Origin of the sequence: Methylotuvimicrobium sp. KM2 (genome assembly GCF_038051925.1) — a bacterium.
Taxonomy (GTDB): Bacteria; Pseudomonadota; Gammaproteobacteria; order Methylococcales; family Methylomonadaceae; genus Methylotuvimicrobium.
This window is the reverse complement of record NZ_CP150634.1, coordinates 2,782,452-2,803,413: the sequence shown is the minus strand read 5'-3', so window position 1 is coordinate 2,803,413 and position 20,962 is coordinate 2,782,452. Positions and strand designations below refer to the sequence as shown.

Here is a 20,962-nt window from a genome sequence, read left to right as displayed (position 1 = left end):
ATGAAACACCTTAAATTAAGGCGGTTCATTGTCGCTTCGTTCAGCGGTTACTTGGTATGGGGTTGTTCTACTGATGCCTGGGCTTTAAATCTTAGGTTCAGGCCCAGTATTTTTTTACAAGAAGTTTACTCGGACAATATTAGACTCGCGCCGAAAGGCGAGGAAGAAAGCGCTTGGGTAACCGCGATTACGCCCGGTTTTTTTGTTAACGGTCAATCGGGCCGTTATAATTTAAATCTGAATTATCGGTTGCAAAGTATTTATAATGCCGGCGGCGACTCCAACATCGATTTGAATCATCAATTACAATATAACAGCAACTACATCGTTTCACCGGGGCGGTTTTTCGTTCAGTCTCGTAGCTCTATTAGTCAGCAAAATATTTCCAACACGCGGATCGTTAGCGATAACTTTACCGGGGATCGAAGCAATACTTCAACGATTTCTACATTTGGAATCGCTCCGACATGGACCCCAAGGTTTGGAAGCTATGCTAACGGTATGGCTCGAGCGAGTTACGATAGGGTAAGTTCCAGCGAAGGCCCTTTGTCGGATACCGATAGTTTTTCGCAAAACGTCATGCTGAATAGCGGCAGGTATTTTTCGAAAGTGGGTTGGCGTTTGAATTTCAATAATAGAATCAACCGAAACAGTAGCGGCGAAGAAATACGCTTTCAAGATTCCAATGCGTCACTGCGCTATATCCTGAATAGAAAATTTAGCTTGATCGCGCAAGGCGGGTATGCAAACAACGATTTTCGGTCGACTACCGGGTTCAGCCGAAACGGCTTTTATTATAATTTCGGCGGACAATGGAGACCAAGCCAGCGATTCAGCGTATCGGCGGGTTACGGCAACAATTCTTATGTGACTGTTTTTATTTCGCCGTTCCAGCGCCTGCAATGGACGACGACCTATCGTAACAACGATGTCGGCACCAATACCGGCAATGTTTGGCAAACCAATCTTCGTTATTTTACGCCTCAATCAGTAGTTAATCTAACTTATAACGAGGACACCACCACAGTTCAGCAGGTGTTGTTCGAAGAACAAATCATTCCGTTTGAAGATGAATTCGGTGAGCCTATCAATGATGCAGATGGTAATCCGATACTTTTTAATATCGCCTTGCCGACTTTGATTGACGATGTTTTTGTCAGAAGAAGAGGGCAGCTCTCGTATTCCTACCGTACCGGTAAAAGCATACTCGGCGGGAATGTTTTCACCGAAAGAAGAACTTTTCAAGAGAGTCAAGTCAAGGACGAGGTTTATGGTATCAGAGGAACTTGGATGTGGCGATTTATGCCCAGAACCAATACCTTTTTAAGTTCCGGTTACCAAGTTACCGACACCGACTTTTCAACGGACAACCGCTTCGACGTGGCGTTTCGAGTGCAAAGAAGCATCTTGAGGCAATTGAACGGTAATATTGAATATCGTTATATCAATCAAAGTTCAAACACTAACGTCAATAGTTTTGACGAAAATCGCATTACATTTAATTTGATGGCTTTTTTCTAATTTTAACGATACATGCAGAGTTTGTTTTACAGCAATTAGGTCTTTAATGAATAAAAACAGTATAACGAATGCGATGACCGTCGATGTGGAAGATTATTTTCAAGTCTCCGCGTTTGAGAAAACAATTGCCAAATCCGACTGGGAAACATTGCCGCAACGGGCGGATTACAATACGCATCGTTTCTTGGATTTATTCGAAAAACACAACATCAAAGCGACTTTTTTTACTCTCGGTTGGATTGCCGAACGGTATCCGGCATTGATACAAAGAATCGTCAAGGAAGGTCATGAGCTGGCATGTCATGGTTATGATCATATTCGAGTCACCGAGCTCGAGCCCGAGCAATTTCGTAGCGATATCGTCAAAACCAAAGCAATGCTCGAAGATATCGGCGGTGGAGAAGTGATCGGTTATCGGGCGCCGAGTTATTCGATCGGCGCGAGTAATCCTTGGGCGCACAATATTCTCGCTGAAGCGGGATTCCGATACAGTTCCAGCGTCTATCCGGTCAAGCATGATTTATACGGCATGCCGGAAGCGCCGCGCTTTATCTACGAACCGATTGCGGAAAAAAACTTCAAGGAAATTCCGATTACCACGCTGCCATTAGCCGGTAAGAATTGGCCGTGCGGCGGCGGCGGTTTTTTCAGGTTTTATCCTTATTTTTTATCCAAATGGGCCTTTAACGTCATTAATCAAAAAGAACATCAGGCCGGAATTTTTTATTGCCATCCTTGGGAAATCGACCCCGAACAACCTAGACAGAAAAGCGTGAGTTTCAAATCGAAATTCCGGCATTATTTGAATCTCGATAAAATGGAAGGGCGCATCGTCAATCTGCTCCACGATTTTTCCTGGGATACGATGGAGAATGTTTTTCTCAATATCGATAAAGGCCGATGAGCCGCTCTTATTCCTTTACTTCATCAAACAATGCTCAAATTACTGGACTCTGACAACTATAAAAAATGGGATGCCTTCGTAGAGCAGCAAGCGGACGCCACTTTTTTTCATCTGTCCGGCTGGAAAGACGTCATAGAACGCGCCTTCGGCCATGAAACTTATTTCTATTACATTGAAAAAAACGGCAAAGTTACAGGTATATTGCCGTTGGCCCGTATAAAAAGCCCGCTGTTCGGGCATGCCTTGTGTTCGTTATCCTTCTGCGTTTATGGCGGTATAGTCGCCGAGGACGAAGAAAGTTATGCAATGCTCGATCAAGGAGCCTGTCGTTTGGCCGAGGAATTAAATGTCGATTATCTGGAAATGCGTAATCGGGTTCAACGATCGCCGGATCGTCCCTACAAAGAACTCTATGTGACGTTTCGCAAAACACTCGACCCCGACCCCGAAAAGAACATGCTGGCGATTCCGCGCAAACAAAGAGCGATGATCCGTAAAGGTATCAATGCCGGTTTGGTGAGCGTTATCGATCAAGACATCGAACGTTTTTATCAAGCGTATTCGGAAAGCGTCAGAAACCTCGGTACTCCGGTGTTTTCCAAAAAATATTTCCAAATTTTGCAGGATATATTTAAGGATCAATGTGAGATATTGACGGTCGAAAAGGACGGTCAACTGATTGCCAGTGTCATGAGTTTTTATTTCAAGGATGAAATACTGCCTTATTACGGCGGCGGTATCGATCAAGCTAGATCGGTGCAAGGTAACGACTTCATGTATTGGGAAGTGATGCGACGGGCTGTCGAAAAAGGCGTTAAGATATTCGATTACGGGCGCAGTAAAATCGGCACGGGTTCCTACCGCTTTAAAAAACATTGGGGCTTTGAACCCGAGCCGTTATTTTACGAGTATCATTTAGTCAAGGCCGATCGCTTGCCCGATATCAATCCGTTGAATCCGAAATATCGATTGTTTATCGAGGCCTGGAAACGTTTACCTCTGCCGGTCAGCCGGTTCGTCGGACCTTGGCTATCGAAAGATTTGGGGTGATGCATGAGGAAAAATTTATTATTTTTGGTTCATCGTATTCCCTATCCGCCGAATAAAGGCGATAAAATCCGCTCGTTTCATTTTCTAAAGGCATTATCGCAGCAGTATCAAATCTTCTTGGCTAGCTTCATCGATGATCCCAATGATCGGCAGTATGCCGACACGGTCAAAAGTTACTGTCAAGAATCCTGCTTCGAATCGCTAGATCCGTTGCAATCCAAAATCAAAAGCCTTACCGGGTTATTGACCGGCAAGGCTCTAAGTCTGCCTTATTACATGAATCCTAAGCTCCAGCAATGGGTGAATGACGTCATCGAGCGACATCAGATTCGCAAAGTGCTGATTTTTTCTTCGGTCATGGGGCAATATGTCCTTAATCGAGAAGATTTGACGCTGATTGCCGATTATGTCGACGTCGATTCGGATAAATGGAGGCAATACTCCGAGAAAATGACTTGGCCGGAAAGCTGGATCTATCGTCGCGAGTCCGAACGATTGCTCGAATTTGAGAAGCAATTGATCTCTCAAGCCAAAGCCGGTTTTTTTGTTTCCGAACAAGAAGCTGGTTTATTTAAAACATTAGCGCCTGAATTCCAGGATAGAATCGGTTCGGTCAATAACGGCGTCGATACCGATTATTTTTCGCCGAATCATCCATTCGACTCGCCGTATCGCCCGGAAAGCCAGGTATTGGCCTTTACCGGCGCTATGGATTATTGGGCCAATGTCGATGCTGTTAAATGGTTTGCCGAAAAAGTATTTCCGGCCATTCGGAAAAAACACCCCGATACCGAATTTTATATCGTCGGTTCTAAGCCGACCAAGGACGTGTTGTCGCTCGCCCAAATAGAAGGTGTGGTCGTGACCGGTAGTGTGGACGATGTTCGCCCCTTTATCGCGCATGCCGATTTGGTCGTTACACCTTTGCGTATTGCGAGAGGCATTCAAAATAAAGTGCTGGAAGCAATGGCCATGGCTAAACCCGTCATTGCGACATCGATGGCGATTGAAGGCATTCCGGTCGATGACAGTTTGAATGTCGCGATAATCGACGATGCGCAGTCGTTCGCCGATAGAGTTTGTGAGGCGCTTTCCCAAGGTAAAGGAGGCAAGCGGTCGGAAGGCAATCGGCGGTTCGTGCTGGAAAATTTCAGTTGGCAAACGTCGACCGACCGATTGATCGAGTTGATCGGTTGAGAGTCAGTTTTTACTCACGTCTGACTGAAAGGCGTTCAACTGTTTTAGTGCCGTAGGGTACGCGCCGCGTACCCTATTTGACTTCGAAGTACCTAATCGCCGAAGATTGGGGCCTCAATTAGAATTCTATGCTGTATTCGTTTTCAAGCAACTTGGCATGAGCCGCAGCGAGTCTTGCGATAGGAATTCTAGGTGCCGAACATGAGACATAATCCAGTTTGATATGATGGCAAAAGCGGATCGATTCCGGATGTCCGCCTTGTTCGCCGCAAATACCCACTTTGATATCGGGCCGGGTTTGTCGTCCCAATTCAACTGTCATTTTCATCAATTGACCGACACCCTTAGCGTCGAGCACTTCAAACGGGTTATCCGCTAGTAACCCGGATTCATTGTATAAGGGCAAGAATTTGTTTTCGGCGTCTTCTCTGGAAAACGAAAAAGTTGCCTGCGTCAGGTCGTTGGTACCGAACGAGAAAAATTCGGCGACATCGGCCAGTTTTGCCGCGCGCGTACAAGCCCTGACGGTTTCGACCATTGTGCCGAATTTAAATTCCAAGTCTATGCCATACTGTTTTTCGACCTCTTTTTGAATTTGATCGACGTAAGCCTTAACTTTTATCAATTCCTGAACGGTAATGACTTGAGGCACCATGATTTCGGGCAAAATCGGTTTGCGTTGCTTAATACATAGCGCTGCCGCTTCAAGAATCGATCGGATCTGCATTTGGTAGATCTCAGGGTAAGACATGCCTAGTCTGACGCCTCGATGGCCGAGCATCGGGTTTACTTCGTAGAGTTCTTTGACCTTACTCAGCATTAATTCCTTTTTAGCGATCGCTTTGTTGATGACCTCTTCGTTCAGATGATTGAACGGCGACGGCAATAAGGCATGAGAACCCAAGGTGTCGAGCGTTACTTGTTGGCCTTGAATCATGATTTTATATTGATTCAAGGCCCGGATTTCATCTTCCAGTTGATGTTCGCCGGGCAGGAACTCATGCATTGGCGGGTCCAACAAGCGAACCGTGACCGGGTAAGGCGACATGGCCTCAAATAGTTCTTGGAAATCGTCGCGTTGAATCGGGAATAATTTGGCTAAAGCTTCTTGGCGTGCTTCCTTGTTGCCGGCAAGAATCATATCGATGACGAGCGGCAGACGGTCGGAGGCGTTAAACATGCGTTCGGTGCGGCATAAACCGATTCCGGTAGCTCCATAACTTGCAGCCAAGCGGGCGCGTTCCGGCGTATCGACATTGGCATGCACTTCCAATTCGGCAACTTCATCGGCCCAAGATAACAGGGTTTTCAATTCTTCCGAAAAAGAGGGTTCGATCGTGGGGATTCGGCCTAAAAAGATCAAACCGGTACTGCCGTCGATTGTGATCATATCGCCTTCACGGATATGCAATTCGCCTATGACGGCTTGACGCGAGCGGACATCGATTTTGATGTCCTCGGCGCCGGCTACGCAGGCCTTGCCCATGCCTCTGGCCACAACGGCGGCATGCGAAGTTTTCCCGCCGCGACTGGTCAGAATGCCTTGCGCGGCAAAAAATCCGTGAATATCCTCGGGCTTGGTTTCTTCTCTCAGTAAAATGACAGCTTCGCCCGCACGACCTAATTGTTCGGCCGTGTCGGCTTCGAATACGCATTTGCCGCAGGCCGCGCCCGGCGAGGCCGGTAAGCCTTGTGCAACGGCTTCGGCTTTTGAATTAGGGTCGAGTTGCGGATGCAAGAGTTGTTCAAGCAATTCCGGGTTGATCCGCAATAAGGCTCGTTTTTTGTCGATCAGGCCTTCGGCAACCATTTCGACCGACGTTCTGACCATCGCGGCCGCATTCATTTTACCGTTGCGCGTTTGCAGGCAATAGAGTATGCCTCGCTCGATCGTATATTCGTAATCCTGAACTTCTTTGTAATGGGTTTCGAGTTTATTGCGTAATTCGACCAGTTGTCGGTAAAGATCGGGCATTTCATTAGCGAGTTCGTGCACCGGTTTCGGAGTGCGAATTCCGGCAACGACATCTTCGCCTTGCGCATTGACCAAATATTCGCCGTACATCTCATTGGCGCCGGTTCCCGGATTGCGTGTAAAGCCGACCCCGGTCGCGCAGTCGTTGCCCATGTTGCCGAATACCATCGTCACGACATTGACTGCGGTGCCGTTGGCCATTTTCGGCGTGATATGGAATTCCCGGCGGTAATCGACCGCGCGTTTACCCATCCATGAATTAAAAACCGCTTTTATCGATAGTTCCAGTTGTTCATAGACGTCTTCAGGAAAGGGTTTGCCGGTTTCTTCGTGAACCACTTGCAGGAACAGTTCGCTGATTTGGCGTAAATGTTCGGAGTCGAGACCGACATCGGCTTTAATGCCGGCTTGTTTCTTGATGGCATCAAAATGCTGGTCGAATTTTTCGTCGTCAATACCCAAAGCGACCTTGCCGAACAGTTGAATGAAGCGCCGATACGCGTCATAGGCAAAACGCGGGTCGCCGGTTTGATCGATCAAGCCGGCTAGGGTTTGTTTGTTGAGGCCAAGGTTCAAAATCGTATCCATCATGCCCGGCATCGATATCGCCGAGCCTGAACGTACCGAGACTAGTAACGGGTTGTCGCGGCCGCCGAATTGTTTTTCGGTTTGCGTTTCGACTTCGGTAATGTGGGCTTTGACTTCATCCATTAAGCCGTCGGGTAAGCGCTGGTTATTTATATAATCTAGGCAGGCGGTCGTTGTTATGACAAATCCTGGAGGAACATTGAGTCCGATTTGCGTCATTTCGCAAAGATTCGCGCCTTTGCCGCCTAGCAGCATTTTGTTTTTGCCGTCGCCTTTTTGGAACGAGTAAATATATTGTTCAGTCATGGTGGATCCGTATTTGAGCTGATGGGAAAGTCTTAAGGATTTCGTGATAAATAACTTCCTGGAACTATGAGCTTTGTTGAGGGCTCGGTAACTCGCTTGACAGGACGCCGTGAATACGTCCGTGTAGGCTTGACGGCGGCTTTCCCTGCCGCCGACACCTGCCAATCGAGCAACCGAACCCTCCCTAAAATAGGGAAGTTATTTTCGACCAAATCCTAAGTACCTTTAGGATACGGTAAATTGCAAAAATTTAAAAAGCGTTTCTAACAGGGTTCATGAGGGATTTAACATGGGCGGCAACGCTCGCGGCCAAGGCTTTAATATGATAGCCGCCCTCCAATACGGATAAAACCCGGCCCTTAGCGCTTTCTTCGGCAATGGCTTTTATATGTTCGGTGACCCACTGGTAGTCTTCCGTAGTTAGCCGAATGCCGGCTAACGGGTCGTTTTGGTGAGCGTCGAACCCGGCGGATATCAATATCAAATCGGGCTTGAAATGTTGAACCGCCGGTAAAATAATCGACCTGTACAGCTGTCTGAATTCGGTGCTGGAAGCCCCGGGATGCAGCGGCACATTTACGATGTTGCCGACGCCGGTTTCCTTGGGGTGCCCCGTGCCGGGATAATGGGGCATTTCATGAGACGAAGCGTAGAGTATCTGAGGTTGTTTGTAAAACGCAGCTTGTGTTCCATTGCCGTGATGCACGTCGAAATCGATGATCGCAATCTTGCCGACGGAATAATGCAACCGTGCATATTCTGCCGCGATGGCAATATTATTGAATAGGCAAAAGCCCATCGGTCGATCGGGTTCGGCATGATGTCCGGGCGGGCGAACCGCGCAAAAAGCGGAAGTCGCCTGATGTGTGCAGAGTTTATCCACTGCATCGCAAACGGCAGCGACCGCGAGTAAGGCGGCGGTCCCGGAGCCGGGAGAGAGGATGGTGTCGTGATCGAGCGCATGCAAGCCCTGGCTGGGAATGCTGTTGAGAATGCCGTCGATCATAGCTGGACTATGAATTAACGCAACTTTTTCTTGAAGATCATCACGCCATTTAGGTTGCACCCGGATCAAGCGCTTAAAATTCGGCGCGTTTAAGGCTTCGTCGATTGCCAGCAGCCTAGCGGCGCATTCAGGATGGCCGGGGCCGGTATCATGCTCTAAAAAGGCTGGGTGTGAGTAATACAGTGTAGGCATGCGTTTTAGTTCTGACGATAAATAATTGCTTAGACTTTTTTGTTAGCAGTTAGCAGTTAGCAGTTAGCAGTTAGCAGTTAGCAGTTAGCAGTTAGCAGTTAGCAGTGAATAGTGAATAGTGAATAGTGAATAGTGAATAGTGAATAGTGAATAGTGAATAGAATTAGCGAAATAAGACTTATTGTTATTGACTGCTAAACCGGCAAAGCTATGGTCAATATCTCAAGTACGTTGCTCAGGCGTCGAGTTTTGGGTCATTTCGAACATCGTTCGATCCGGTTTGCCTTGGAGATAGGATGCTCCCGGGTCAATAATAAATTGACCGCGCATCGCGGTTCTACCTAGCAGCATACGGAATTTCATGTTGTCGCGATTGGTTAGAGTCAGTTCTGCTGTGATCAGTGAAGTGCCAAGAAGAAGTTCGGTTTCAATCACATAACGGCGACTTGTGTGTCCGCCGGAGTCGGTAACCATGCGCAGGTCTTTAACTTGGGCATGGCATTCGATGACCGTATCGATGCGATGTTGGTCGGGGTGAATGTTGAACATGATCCAATGGTCCTTGCCTTTTTTATAGGGATCGATATAAAAGGCGTGTAATGCCGAAGTGCGAGCGCCGGTATCGATTTTGGCTTTTATCCGGGGAATATTCAAATTCGGCAAGGCCAGCCATTCTCTCCAGCCTAATTTTGGCAGTTCAACAAATTCTGAAGTCATTGTGTCTGATCCAATAATAAAGCCCCGGCATCAAAACCGGGGCTTATGGTTGCCAACTAACGAGCCGAATCTCCATAGTGCGTTTCAATATAGCGTTCGACCAGCGCTTGAAACTCTTCGGCTATATGATCGCCTTTCAAGGTGACTGTTTTGACACCGTCTTCATAAACCGGAGCGACCGGAGTTTCGCCGGTGCCGGGCAAGCTGATGCCGATATTGGCATTCTTGCTTTCTCCGGGGCCGTTGACGACGCAGCCCATGACCGCGACTTCCATTTCTTCGACGCCGGGATATTTAGTGCGCCAAGACGGCATGCTGACGCGTAGATAATTTTGAATTTCCATCGCCAATTTTTGGAAATAGTCACTGGTTGTGCGACCGCAGCCGGGGCAGGCGATAACCATGGGTGTAAAAGAACGAAAACCCATGGTTTGCAGAATTTCCTGAGCGACGACGACTTCTTGCGTTCTGGCGGTTCCGGGTTCAGGCGTTAGCGAGATGCGAATCGTGTCGCCGATACCCTGTTGCATAAGCACGGATAGCGCGGCCGAAGATGCCACGATGCCTTTCGAGCCCATGCCGGCTTCGGTTAGGCCGAGGTGCAACGCGTAATCGCAGCGTTTACTCAGATCTTGATAAATGCTGATCAATTCTTGAACATTGCTGATTTTACAAGACAATAAAATTTTGTTGGCGGGTAGGCCTATCTCTTCCGCGCGGGCCGCGCTTTCGAGTGCCGAAACGATGATCGCTTCTCGAGTAACGGCAGGTAGTTCGTCCGGATTTTCTTTTTGTCTGTTTTCATCCAAAAGGCGCGTTAAAACCGCTTGATCTAGACTGCCCCCGTTAACGCCGATTCGAACGGGCTTGTCGTAGCGGCAAGCGAACTCGATCATTTGTTGAAATTGCGGGTCGCGGTTTTTACCGCGTCCGACATTTCCGGGATTGATCCGATATTTATCCAAGGCTTCGGCGCAGGCAGGGTGTTTTTCGAGTAATTTATGCCCGTTAAAATGAAAATCGCCGACGATAGGAACGGTAAAACCTTTTTGATTGAGTTGGTTGCGGATTTCAGGAACGGCTTTAGCCGCGTCTTCGGAGTTGACGGTAATCCGAACGATTTCCGATCCGGCCTTCGACAATTCCATGATTTGGTTGACTGTTGCTTTGATATCGGCGGTATCGGTATTGGTCATTGATTGCACGACGATTGGCGCGCCGCCGCCCACTTTGATGTCGCCGATTTGAACTTGATGGGTAATTTTTCTTGGGCTGATTGACATAGACTTAAATCTTTATGGAAATGGTTGACATTATCTGAAAGAATGGCCGCAATTATACTCTATACGGACAATTCTAAAGAGTTAAATCGTGAAGATTAATTATTTTTCTGATGTTCATTTGGAATTCGGCAATTTGCAAACACCGAGCAATGACGCCGACATCATCATTGCCGCCGGCGATATTGGTGTAAATAGACAAGGCGTGGATTGGCTGAAAACCTTTAATAAACCGGTCATTTATGTGGCCGGCAATCACGAATTTTATACCGGAGAGTATCATGAGGTGCTGAAAATGTTACGAATGGAATGCGCCGGCAGCCGAGTTCATTTTTTGGAAAATAACCTCTTCGTTTATCAGGATGTCAGGTTTTTGGGATGCACGCTATGGACTGATTTAATGATAGACGGAGTAGAGACTTCCGAGGCGTTAGGGAAAACCTTGAATGATTTTAGAAAAATTACCTATAACGGTCATGCTTTCGATATTGAAAGCTTTTATAAATTACATCAGCGCTCGAAGCAATGGCTTGAAGCCGAATTGCGACGACCATTCGACGGCAAAACCGTAGTAGTGACACATCATGCGCCTACTTCATGGAGTTGGAACGATTCGCCTTATGCATTGAAGAAATTTGCTTATTGTAATGATTTAAAAGCCTTTTTACATGAGTACGAGGTAGCGGCCTGGTTTCATGGTCATGTGCACAGCATAAGCGACTATCGTATCGCCGGCGCTCGAATTCTTTGCAATCCAAGAGGTTATATGGGGCGTAAAACGGTTGACGGTTTTGATGTGAATAAGGTCGTTGAAATTTGATGGCTGTGTGTGGGGTTAGCAGTGAGCGGTTAGCGGTAAGTCGTGAAGGGTAAGTGTAAGTATGCCCCTCGTAGATCAAAATTTGGCGCCGGGGTGCCCGTCAAAGGACGCCGTGAACCCAGCACCTAAATTATGGAAGATAGCTAGCATAGCCAAAAGGCTATGGAATTTAGGTGCTGGGTGAATACGTCCCTGTAGGCTCTATGCCAGCTCCATGCTGGCAAAGCCTTAGCCGAGCACCCCGACACCTCCTCAGGCACTGCCGAAATTTGAAGTACGAAAGGTATATTCTTTCCCTTCCCGGATCTTCACCGAAATTTGAAATTCTGTTTTCGGCAGATTTCGCATCGACGTATTTGCGTTACGGTTAGCGATCACCTATTTTTTCCGGTCTTAGGCTAATTCATGTTATATATTCAATTAATCATCTATAATGATGTTTTATCAAATAAATCAAAAGAACTTGTTTATGTCTGCAGTGATTGAAGAAAAAACATTTCGAGGTTTGCGAGAGGTTGCCTTATTAGGTTTGGCGGCCTGTGCATTGTTCTTTTTAATTTCACTCGTCACTTTTAGCAATGAAGATGCCGGCTGGACCCATAGCGGCACCGGGCAAGGCATCAATAACGCCGGCGGCATGGTTGGTGCCTGGCTGGCCGATTTTACGCTCAGTGTTTTCGGATTGATGGCGTATTTATTTCCGATCATGATAATTCGCCAAGCCTATTTGATGTATGTCGGAAAAAGCCGGGAAACCGCTAAACTGAGCATTGCGGTTAGTTGGTTAGGGTTTATCGCTACCTTGATGGCAGGAACCTCATTGATCTATCTGCATTTTCTGAGAATTCACATCGATTTGCCCGGTTCGACCGGCGGCATTTTAGGCCAGGAAACCGGGGATGTCTTTGTGTTGGCCTTGGGAGATACCGGTGCGACCTTAATGTTATTGGCAATTCTATTGGCCGGTGTGACGCTGTTTACGGGCTTGTCTTGGTTTAAATTGATGGATGGCGTGGGTAAATACACCTTGCTATTTTGTCGTTGGCTAGGCCAAGGGCTGTTCGGGGTGCTACAAAATCAATATGAAAGACGGGTGGTGGAGTCTCCGGTTTCGGTCAAACCTCGTGAAAAATCGAAAGGAAAACCTCTGAAAAAAACCAAAGTCGCTCCAGTAGTGGATTTGCAAGAAGAATCGTTTGCTCCACCAAGTAAAACCAAGCCAAAGAAAATCGATTTTAGTAAGGTTTCAGAAGGCGAATTGCCGCCTTTATCGTTGCTCGACGAACGTAATATTCGAGTCAAAGGTTATTCGCCAAGCGAATTGCAGGATATGTCCCGTTTGGTCGAGGAAATACTTCAGGATTTCAATGTCGTTGCAGAAGTGGTTGGTGTCCATCCCGGCCCGGTAATCACTCGTTTCGAATTGCAACCGGCGGCCGGCGTTAAAGTCAGTCGAGTCAGTAGTTTGTCGAAAGATCTCGCGCGCGCGTTATCGGTAACCAGCGTTCGTATCGTCGAAGTCATTCCCGGCAAGCCTTATATCGGTCTGGAGATCCCGAATCAAGAACGCGAAATGGTTACGCTTCGTGAGCTATTGGCTTCGCAAGGTTTCGAAAAAGCTAAATCGCCGCTGACCTTGGCGATGGGCAAGGATATTTCCGGTGCGCCGGTCGTCGCCGACCTAGGCAAGATGCCGCATGCTTTGGTGGCTGGTACGACCGGTTCCGGTAAGTCGGTTGCGATCAATACGATGATTTTGAGTTTGCTATACCGAGCCACGCCGAAAGAGGTTCGAATGATCATGATCGATCCGAAAATGTTGGAATTGTCGGTTTATGAAGGCATTCCGCATTTATTGACGCCGGTCGTGACCGATATGAAAGAGGCCAGTAATGCCCTGCGTTGGGCCGTTGCCGAAATGGAGCGCCGTTACAAGTTGATGTCCAAGATGGGGGTCAGAAATCTGGCCGGTTTCAATCAATTGATCAACGATGCCGATGCGAAAGGCGAAAGCATACGCGACCCGTTTTTTGTGTTGGAGAGACCGCTCGAAGAGGGCGAGGAATTTCCGGTTTTGACGACTTTGCCGAGTATCGTGATTGTAATCGATGAATTGGCCGATATGATGATGATCGTCGGCAAAAAAGTCGAGGAGTTGATCGCAAGATTGGCGCAAAAAGCACGAGCGGCCGGCATTCATTTGATTCTGGCGACTCAGCGCCCGTCGGTCGATGTCTTGACCGGTTTAATCAAGGCCAATGTACCGACTCGGATATCGTTTCAGGTGTCTTCGCGCATCGATTCCCGGACCATTTTGGATCAGGGCGGGGCGGAAACGCTATTGGGTAATGGTGATATGTTATTTTTGCCCTCAGGAACCAGTATTCCCATTCGTGCGCACGGTGCGTTCGTCGACGATCACGAGGTGCATCGTATCGTCGAGTTTCTAAAAGAAACGGGGCCTGCCGATTATTTGGACGAAATTACGCAAGAGCGAAGCGATAATAGCGATGGGTTCGGCGGGCTTTCCGATACCGATAGTGAAACCGATGCGCTTTACGACGAGGCGGTTCAGTTTGTTACCGAAACGCGGAAGGCGTCGATATCCAGTGTGCAGCGCCGTTTTAAGGTCGGCTATAACCGTGCGGCCCGCATGATTGAGGATATGGAGGCGGCAGGTGTCGTGAGTCCGGCGGAATCTAACGGTTCGCGCGAAGTTTTGGCGCCACCTCCGCCGAAAGATTGATGTTGCGTAGAGCTCGAAAATGAATATAGCGCTGGTTGGCGGTTTGATTTTGATTGTTTCCCTCGTCGGAGGCTGGTTGTTGTCCGCACAAAAAAAATCGGAAGAAAAACCGATCAAGATTATGCTCTTCATGGTGTATTTCTGGCTGTTGTTTTTTGTTCAACTGGCCATTTTGGCGATCGTCTATTACTACGATAAAAAATACGGTCTTGAATGGGTTATCAGCTAATTCGATTTTGTAATTATTCTAAGGAAAAAATCGATTCGTTTGTAAGTATTCAGTCCCCCTCTTTGAAAAAGAGGGGCTAGGGGGGATTTTTTAAAATACCCCCCTCCTCAATCCCTAATGTATCACCACAAAATATCCAAATAAAACAATTTTCTATGGCTGAAAACTGATAGATATATTGATTTTTTTCATCGTTCCTACGCTCTGCGTCCCCAGAGGTCGATAATCACGACAAGAGTAACGATACGTTCTCTACAGTTTCTTAATCCGATTGCCCGCTGCAGTCGACGCAGAGCGTCTAAAGCGGCATTCCCACGCAGAGCACTCATCGTTATACATAAGTCATAAATTATCCTTTTGCCATCTTAGCCAATGTGGCCTCGATACCCTTTATTGTCACTTAACACTCCTGGCCTTCCCTAACCTAACGCTAGGTGAGAGACGATCAGGGGATCGCTCCCACAGAGCATCCGCCGCCCGCTGTGGGAGCGACGCCTTCGTCGCGACTATCGAAGCCGCTAACGCTCATACACCAATAGCCTTTTCGGACGACACGGCAACCTAGCGCTCGGTCGCTGCTTTTTGCACAATAAATATATTTATACTTGTGTATAACGGCAAGCGCAGAGCATGGGAACGAGCGTTTTGTGGGGATACGTCAGGGTCTGAATACTTACATTCGTTTAGTTCTTATAAGGCTTCGATTTAGACAATCTGTTTTGTTTCATAGAAGCATTACGATTCGAATCCGGGGGCGTCATTAGAAATGACTTCCGACTTTTTTTTCGCTTTTTCGATCTGCAGAGCGATAGCCCATAAAACATGTTCCTTGATTAAGTCGGACGGATATTCGAGCTTGGCTTTCAGGGCTGAAACGATCGATTCCGAATAAGGGGCGTTACCGAGCGCGACCGCAATATTTCTTAGCCAGCGCTCGTGACCGATTCTTCGTATCGCCGAACCTTCGGTATATTTCAGAAAAGTCGTTTCGTCCCATGCGAAAACTTCGAGCAATTGTCGGCTGTCGAGTTGTTGCCTGGGATTGAAGTCTTTTTCGCCGGTCAAGCGGGCGAAGCGGTTCCACGGGCAAACGATCTGACAGTCGTCGCAACCGTAAATTCGGTTGCCGATCAACGGCCTTAACTGTTCCGGAATCGTGCCGTGCAATTCGATCGTCAAGTATGACACGCACAAGCGCGCATCGACTTGATAGGGCGCAACGATCGCCCGTGTCGGGCAGACGTCGAGACAGGCCATACAGCTTCCGCAATGATTGCCGGCTTTTGTATCGGGCGGCAGCGCTAAATCGGTATAAATCTCGCCGAGAAAGAACCAAGAGCCGGCCTTACGATTGATGACATTGGAATGCTTGCCTATCCAGCCCAGTCCGGCTTTCTCGGCCAAGGCTTTTTCGAGAACCGGCGCACTGTCTACGAACACCCGGTAGCCGAAGTCGCCGATTTCGTTTGCAATCCGGTCGGCCAGTTTTTGAAGACGCTGCCTCAATAATTTGTGATAATCCCGACCCAAGGCATATCTTGAAATATACGCAGCCAAAGGTTTTTCAAGGTTTCGATTCATCGCTGCCGGCGATTCGGGTAGATAATCCATGCGCACCGAAATCACGCTACGCGTTCCCGGTTGCAAAACAGCGGGGCGGCTGCGCTTGAGTCCGTGCCGCCGCATATAATCCATTTCGCCGTGAAAACCCTTGTCCAACCAATGATTGAGATGGGCCTCTGCTTCGGCTAAATCGGTATCGGCGATGCCGACTTGTTGAAAACCCAATTCCAGACCCCATTGTTTGATCCGTTGAGTCAGGGAAGAAAGCTGGTTTATGTTTTTTGTAGTCATTGATGATTGCGCTATTCACTCGATTGCTTTGAGTTTAATGGTTTAACAGGCTCGATTGGGTTTCTGTTCCCGAAAGGCGCCTATACAGTTGATGCTCGATTAGAATTCGTGTTCTGAAGGTGTTTCGAATATACTGCAACGGATGGCATCAATTGATGCGAATTTTTTCTCGTTCCCAAGCTCCAGCTTGGGAGCGACTACCCTCAAGCTCCGCTTGCCGGGTGACCTCAAGCAGAGTAATTATTCACACCCCCTATCGTTCCCACGCTCCGGCGTGGGAATGAATACTAAGACGCTCTAGCGTCTCTTAGCACTGGAGCAGTACTCAGACATTCCCACGCAGAGCATGGGAACGATAATTGATGGGGGACTGAATAGTTACCAAGCAGAGCTTGAGGGTATGCGTTCCCAGGTTAGAACTTGGGAACGAGATAAATATGCGGAAATATTTTGTATGGGTGAGATCAATTTCAGCCGTTTAGCTTTAATTTAATTTCCGGTCAATTTTGTATTGTCGGGCAATTAAACCTTTATTGAATAGTATTTAAATGCGATTGAACAAGTTATTTATACCCATGTTGCCGATGCTGGCGGTCGGTTGTGCCGGTTTAACCGGTCAGCAGGCACCGGCTCCGGTTGAACCGTATTATAAAACACCGGTTCCGCAACCGCCGAAACCTATCGTCAAAGAAAAGCCTGTCGCGCCGCCGGAAGTCAAAACCGCTCCATTAGAGCCGTCGGCTCCTCCGGCATGGGCAACTCCTGCTCAAAAAGTGCAACCTGCTCAATTGAGCCCGATTGCGATTGCGATGATTTCCGATGCGGATCGAAGCGCCGGTGCCGGTAATCTGGATTCGGCGGCTGCTGTTTTGGAGAGGGGGCTAAGAATCGAGCCGAGAAACGCAACATTGATTTACAAATTGGCCGAAGTTCGACTTAAACAAGCGAAGCCTCAACAAGCCGTGGACTTGGCTAAAAAGTCCGCATTATTGGCAGGTTCCGATAAAGCATTAAAAAAACGTTGCTGGCTGTTGATCGCCGAGGCTAGGAAAATGCAAGGGGACATGGCGGGAGCTACGGAGGCTCATTTGAAAGCCGATGCAATGTAAACCGAAATTAAAATTCCAATTGGGCTTGGATTTAAGGCATTAAGTCCAAGTCTAAAAATCATGCGGTTTTACACTCTAGTAATTACTGATCATAAAAAACGCAGTTTTTCGACAGGCAAACGCCGGGGGCGGGTCAGTAAGGTGTGAATTTGCTTCTCGGTAACCGCTCAGTAACATAAATGCAGAGACTATTATTTTCCTGCTATGCCTTGCTACATGGCGTCCGACGCAATTATATAGCTTTGAAGGTGGGGTGGTCGTGTTGTTTTTCCTGTGATTAAATGCAGTCTAACCTCAAGCGCTTCTATTTTCTTAGATAATAAGGGCATTATTTATTTCGACTCATTGCGATGGCGGCGAAAAAAGTTGAAACCTGCTAAAGCGATTCCGAGCATCGCCAATGCACCAGGTTCCGGAATCGGTAAGCTAGGTAATGGAGTCGGTGCGGAGAAGTTGCTAATTGTTGATTGAGCTGAACCAAAAAGACTGTCCACAGATGCTTGGCGAAAACCGAATACATCGCCAATCTGAACACTAAATTCAAAAAAACCGGTTTGGGTTTTAGGACCAGTATTTCCCGACAGGCCATGTTCAGTGCCATTATGGAGAAAAAATAATGGGTCATATGCGGGTGAGTTGTCGTTTGTTTCATAAGACCAATCGAATGAGAGCATGCCGGTAGCATCCGCGATTATTGTAAAGTCGATAGTTGCAGGGAATCCAGATAAATTATTGACGTTATTGCCTCCGATCAAGGTAATTGAGTTTGGTGCATTGCTAAGGTCGATAGAGGCATCCCTTTATACATAAGTCTAAGCCTCCCGAGCCGCACGTATTCCCATGGCGAAGTCCATGACACGCTGCAATCCCTGCCAAAGCGATTTGGCACCTGGCTCTCCGTCGCCTTTACGTCCCAAGAATCCGCCAAAGCCGGCAATCAGTCGAATGGCTTCATTGAGTTGGGGTGGCTTGGGCGGCAAGGGCTTACGGGCCACTAACCAGGCGGCTTGCCATTCTTCTCGATCAAACACGACTTCGCAGTCCATCTCCGGACATTCTCGTCCCAATCGCATCAAGTAGCCGATTCGCCACGCAATGATCATGAATAATGCCAATGCCAGTTCGATACGGGAGAGGGTCGATAATTGCAAGGCCTCTACTTGGCAACCGTTTTTGAGAATGTTAAAAAACATTTCGATTTCCCAGCGGCAACGATACCAGTCCACCAGTTCTGCGGCTTCGGACAGCGTAACCGCGGTTCGATTCGTCAACAGCCGCCATTCCAAAGGTTTTTCACCCGCGGGGGGATTGATTTCTCTGGCCAAAATCGCCGTGACTTCAAACGTCCCGCCACCTTCGGCGGGTAATTCGACGCGCAAGGTTCGCACCTGTTGGACGATATTTCTCCCCTTGCGTCCGGCGCGCGGCGGTAAATAAAACCCCAGCTCACCGAGCGCATCGGTTTGGGCGACTTTATCCCACAGCTTGTCCGTGTCACCGCTCAATTTGCGGTTATGCTTGGCTCGAAGCAGCCAATCTGCGGGATTGCCCAGCGCATGCGCCCGCTGCATCAAGGCCAAGATATCGGCCTCCCGATCAGCAACATACACCAGCCTCGTCTCGGGCAACTCTGCCGCCCGTTCGGCTATCCGTTCGTAGCCTTCGATCCAGCGTAAACTCTCCAAAATACCGGGACGTTCACCTTGTTCATCTTTCGCTTCGCGCGCCCACATCCAAGCATCCAGTACCCCTAAGGGCAAGCGCTCCGGCGTCACGGCATACGTCGGATGAACATACAGGCCTCGTTGGGCTTCATACGACAAAGGCCCTAATCCTTGTGCTTGACGACCATTGAAGTCCAACTCCGTGGTGTCCTGCAGACATAAAACGACCGGCTGCGCCCGCATCCGTGTCAGCGAGCAGTCGATATGGGGCTGCAGAATATCTTGCCAATCGATCTGATCTTGAGCCAAGAAGCGATAGGCCGCTAGAGTTTCCGACCATCCACCACACGCCGCCGGAATACTGGCCGTCGGTTTAGCCGACAACCGCTTGAGCAGCTTAATGGAGCGTGCATTCAAACGTTGATCGCCTAGATCAATCCTTGATAACTCTTCCGTTTCCCAGCCCATTGTGAATCTCTACTCCTCGTGCAAAAACGCAAATCATACAACTATTGGCTAGTTGTGTATAACGGGATGCGATAGAGGCATCGGATCCTGGGGTAATCTTAAGTTGCCAATTGTTGACATCGTAATAGTCTTGGAAGCTGGCATGCGCCGGCGAGATAAGGATCATGGCGCCTACGATAATAAATACTTTAAATAAGTTTGTTGCTTGATTCATGCTGATAATCCTTGTTGTTGAGGTGAGAAAAATAGATTTTTAAATTATAAAGCAAAATGATTGCCAGCTAATAAATTAAAATCAAAAACAATTGCTTGTGTTTCCAGAGAAAAAAAGAGATTGATTGATTGTAAAAATTGCTGACAAATTATCAAACCCTTGTTGATTTTTTTAAGCATTGAATCGCTGGGCGAATCTCGATTATCTTTATGCATTTGCTCAAGGTAAACACAATTAATTAGGTGGGGCAACTCGCTCTTTTATCCTAAATCACCAGAAGGATCAATTTTCAGGTAAGTGACTGGTCCCGTATATAGCGCTATCGATTATAAAAAATCTTAGAATTTAATTGAAAAATACAATATTATCTAGGTTCATTGAAGGTTATGGTGTTTTTTACACTTTATAGCTCTTGATTTGATCTGAAATTATTTAGCTATAAATGGGTAATGTGTTGTTATGAGGGGGGGAGCTAAGATCTAGCGCCAGCACCTAAATTCCATTTTTTCTTAGCTAATTTTGATGACCATAGAAACTTCATGTGGCTGAATTTCTCGACGAGCAAAGTCTCGCACCTTCTTGAACTTGCGAAATTCTCGGTACGACTGAAATTGGTAAATAGGTGCTTTCCTGCTGATGTTCTTTATTCTTTTTGGATGGGTTTAACTATGAAAAAAATGATTATGCTCGGAATTTTCATGTCTGCCAGTATAGCTGGCGAGGTTGCCGCTGATTGTGAAACAGAGACAATACTCTCGGTCGATGCCTTAAGTACTCTTTTGAGTGGTAATACTGTTTGCGCTCAAAAGGCTAATGGCGATCAATGGCAGGAATATCATGAACCAAGCGGAAAGATATTTGACTATAAGAAAGGGCCGAACGATCCGGTTGATCCGACTAAAGAAATGGGTACATGGGAAATTACCGATCGAGGAGCAATTTGTTATAGCTACGGTGGCGGTAATTTTATCTATTGTTACTCCGTACATAAAGTTCCCGAGCAAGAGCTTTACCAGTTTTGTACTTCACCACTGCCAGCAACAGGTAATGCGTTGGACGTAACGGCAAGCATTTTAGAAGGCAATAATGGCTGCGGATTTAATTGAGGCGGTTTTATAAAAA

Annotated in this window: 17 protein-coding genes; 9 read left to right on the top strand and 8 right to left on the bottom strand. The window is 47.5% G+C overall.

Annotated elements, in window-relative coordinates:
• From WJM45_RS11785 to WJM45_RS11770, 4 genes are read left to right on the top strand one after another with little or no spacing between them, the layout of a single operon-like run.
• Positions 1-1,521, top strand: a complete 1,521-nt coding sequence (locus WJM45_RS11785) for a TIGR03016 family PEP-CTERM system-associated outer membrane protein (protein ID WP_341325298.1) — start codon at positions 1-3, stop codon at positions 1,519-1,521.
• Between the two features lie 46 nt (positions 1,522-1,567).
• Entirely contained in the window at positions 1,568-2,425 is an 858-nt protein-coding gene (locus tag WJM45_RS11780; RefSeq protein ID WP_341325297.1) for an XrtA system polysaccharide deacetylase, read from the top strand.
• A 30-nt stretch (positions 2,426-2,455) separates the two neighbouring features.
• Positions 2,456-3,475, top strand: coding sequence for a FemAB family XrtA/PEP-CTERM system-associated protein (locus WJM45_RS11775; protein ID WP_341325296.1), 1,020 nt, complete (start codon positions 2,456-2,458; stop codon positions 3,473-3,475).
• A 3-nt stretch (positions 3,476-3,478) separates the two neighbouring features.
• Positions 3,479-4,672: a TIGR03087 family PEP-CTERM/XrtA system glycosyltransferase gene (locus tag WJM45_RS11770; RefSeq protein WP_341325295.1), complete on the top strand. Its 1,194-nt coding sequence runs from the start codon at positions 3,479-3,481 to the stop codon at positions 4,670-4,672.
• Positions 4,673-4,790: 118 nt separating this feature from the next.
• Here the strand turns inward: WJM45_RS11770 and ppdK are convergent, their stop codons facing one another.
• The 4 genes from ppdK to ispG all read right to left on the bottom strand — a co-directional run bounded on the left by ppdK (position 4,791) and on the right by ispG (position 10,739).
• The gene (gene ppdK, locus WJM45_RS11765; RefSeq protein ID WP_341325294.1) at positions 4,791-7,541 is read right to left on the bottom strand and encodes a pyruvate, phosphate dikinase; all 2,751 of its coding nucleotides are present in this window, start codon (positions 7,539-7,541) and stop codon (positions 4,791-4,793) included.
• A gap of 250 nt (positions 7,542-7,791) precedes the next feature.
• Positions 7,792-8,739: a histone deacetylase family protein gene (locus WJM45_RS11760; protein ID WP_341325293.1), complete on the bottom strand. Its 948-nt coding sequence runs from the start codon at positions 8,737-8,739 to the stop codon at positions 7,792-7,794.
• A 222-nt stretch (positions 8,740-8,961) separates the two neighbouring features.
• Positions 8,962-9,456, bottom strand: a complete 495-nt coding sequence (locus WJM45_RS11755) for an ATP-dependent zinc protease (RefSeq protein WP_341325292.1) — start codon at positions 9,454-9,456, stop codon at positions 8,962-8,964.
• A 56-nt stretch (positions 9,457-9,512) separates the two neighbouring features.
• Positions 9,513-10,739 carry a flavodoxin-dependent (E)-4-hydroxy-3-methylbut-2-enyl-diphosphate synthase gene (ispG, locus tag WJM45_RS11750; RefSeq protein WP_341325291.1) on the bottom strand — a complete coding sequence of 409 codons (1,227 nt, stop codon included), beginning with the start codon at positions 10,737-10,739 and terminating at the stop codon, positions 9,513-9,515.
• Positions 10,740-10,827: 88 nt separating this feature from the next.
• Between ispG and WJM45_RS11745 the strand changes: the two genes are divergently transcribed.
• From WJM45_RS11745 to WJM45_RS11735, 3 genes are all read left to right on the top strand, one after another.
• Complete coding sequence (locus tag WJM45_RS11745) at positions 10,828-11,556, top strand: metallophosphoesterase (protein WP_341325290.1); 729 nt, start codon at positions 10,828-10,830, stop codon at positions 11,554-11,556.
• Between the two features lie 469 nt (positions 11,557-12,025).
• Positions 12,026-14,302, top strand: coding sequence for a DNA translocase FtsK 4TM domain-containing protein (locus WJM45_RS11740; RefSeq protein WP_341325289.1), 2,277 nt, complete (start codon positions 12,026-12,028; stop codon positions 14,300-14,302).
• A 19-nt stretch (positions 14,303-14,321) separates the two neighbouring features.
• On the top strand, positions 14,322-14,531 hold the full coding sequence (locus WJM45_RS11735) for a hypothetical protein (RefSeq protein ID WP_341325288.1): 210 nt from the start codon (positions 14,322-14,324) through the stop codon (positions 14,529-14,531).
• A gap of 735 nt (positions 14,532-15,266) precedes the next feature.
• Here WJM45_RS11735 and queG read toward each other — a convergent pair.
• Positions 15,267-16,385, bottom strand: coding sequence for a tRNA epoxyqueuosine(34) reductase QueG (gene queG, locus WJM45_RS11730; RefSeq protein WP_341325287.1), 1,119 nt, complete (start codon positions 16,383-16,385; stop codon positions 15,267-15,269).
• Positions 16,386-16,960: 575 nt separating this feature from the next.
• Here queG and WJM45_RS11725 point away from each other — a divergent pair.
• Complete coding sequence (locus WJM45_RS11725) at positions 16,961-17,494, top strand: hypothetical protein (RefSeq protein ID WP_341325286.1); 534 nt, start codon at positions 16,961-16,963, stop codon at positions 17,492-17,494.
• A 332-nt stretch (positions 17,495-17,826) separates the two neighbouring features.
• Here the strand turns inward: WJM45_RS11725 and WJM45_RS11720 are convergent, their stop codons facing one another.
• The 3 genes from WJM45_RS11720 to WJM45_RS11710 are packed head-to-tail and all read right to left on the bottom strand — an operon-like array spanning position 17,827 to position 19,840.
• On the bottom strand, positions 17,827-18,249 hold the full coding sequence (locus tag WJM45_RS11720; protein WP_341325285.1) for a PEP-CTERM sorting domain-containing protein: 423 nt from the start codon (positions 18,247-18,249) through the stop codon (positions 17,827-17,829).
• Between the two features lie 57 nt (positions 18,250-18,306).
• The gene (locus tag WJM45_RS11715) at positions 18,307-19,596 is read right to left on the bottom strand and encodes an IS4 family transposase (protein ID WP_341328937.1); all 1,290 of its coding nucleotides are present in this window, start codon (positions 19,594-19,596) and stop codon (positions 18,307-18,309) included.
• Positions 19,592-19,840, bottom strand: a complete 249-nt coding sequence (locus WJM45_RS11710; RefSeq protein WP_341325284.1) for a hypothetical protein — start codon at positions 19,838-19,840, stop codon at positions 19,592-19,594. Before WJM45_RS11710 ends, WJM45_RS11715 begins: the two co-directional genes overlap by 5 nt.
• A 668-nt stretch (positions 19,841-20,508) precedes the next feature.
• Between WJM45_RS11710 and WJM45_RS11705 the strand changes: the two genes are divergently transcribed.
• The gene (locus tag WJM45_RS11705; protein WP_341325283.1) at positions 20,509-20,946 is read left to right on the top strand and encodes a hypothetical protein; all 438 of its coding nucleotides are present in this window, start codon (positions 20,509-20,511) and stop codon (positions 20,944-20,946) included.
• Positions 20,947-20,962: the final 16 nt, after the last annotated feature.

Bases quoted from the DNA above. Each gene is read 5' to 3' on its own strand.
- WJM45_RS11740 (WP_341325289.1), top strand. From the start codon at position 12,026: ATGTCTGCAGTGATTGAAGAAAAAACATTTCGAGGTTTGCGAGAGGTT.
- WJM45_RS11785 (WP_341325298.1), top strand. From the start codon at position 1: ATGAAACACCTTAAATTAAGGCGGTTCATTGTCGCTTCGTTCAGCGGT.
- WJM45_RS11780 (WP_341325297.1), top strand. From the start codon at position 1,568: ATGAATAAAAACAGTATAACGAATGCGATGACCGTCGATGTGGAAGAT.
- WJM45_RS11770 (WP_341325295.1), top strand. From the start codon at position 3,479: ATGAGGAAAAATTTATTATTTTTGGTTCATCGTATTCCCTATCCGCCG.
- WJM45_RS11725 (WP_341325286.1), top strand. From the start codon at position 16,961: ATGTTGCCGATGCTGGCGGTCGGTTGTGCCGGTTTAACCGGTCAGCAG.
- WJM45_RS11735 (WP_341325288.1), top strand. From the start codon at position 14,322: ATGAATATAGCGCTGGTTGGCGGTTTGATTTTGATTGTTTCCCTCGTC.
- WJM45_RS11760 (WP_341325293.1), bottom strand. From the start codon at position 8,739: ATGCCTACACTGTATTACTCACACCCAGCCTTTTTAGAGCATGATACC.
- queG (WP_341325287.1), bottom strand. From the start codon at position 16,385: ATGACTACAAAAAACATAAACCAGCTTTCTTCCCTGACTCAACGGATC.
- WJM45_RS11710 (WP_341325284.1), bottom strand. From the start codon at position 19,840: ATGAATCAAGCAACAAACTTATTTAAAGTATTTATTATCGTAGGCGCC.
- WJM45_RS11705 (WP_341325283.1), top strand. From the start codon at position 20,509: ATGAAAAAAATGATTATGCTCGGAATTTTCATGTCTGCCAGTATAGCT.
- ispG (WP_341325291.1), bottom strand. From the start codon at position 10,739: ATGTCAATCAGCCCAAGAAAAATTACCCATCAAGTTCAAATCGGCGAC.
- WJM45_RS11775 (WP_341325296.1), top strand. From the start codon at position 2,456: ATGCTCAAATTACTGGACTCTGACAACTATAAAAAATGGGATGCCTTC.
- ppdK (WP_341325294.1), bottom strand. From the start codon at position 7,541: ATGACTGAACAATATATTTACTCGTTCCAAAAAGGCGACGGCAAAAAC.
- WJM45_RS11755 (WP_341325292.1), bottom strand. From the start codon at position 9,456: ATGACTTCAGAATTTGTTGAACTGCCAAAATTAGGCTGGAGAGAATGG.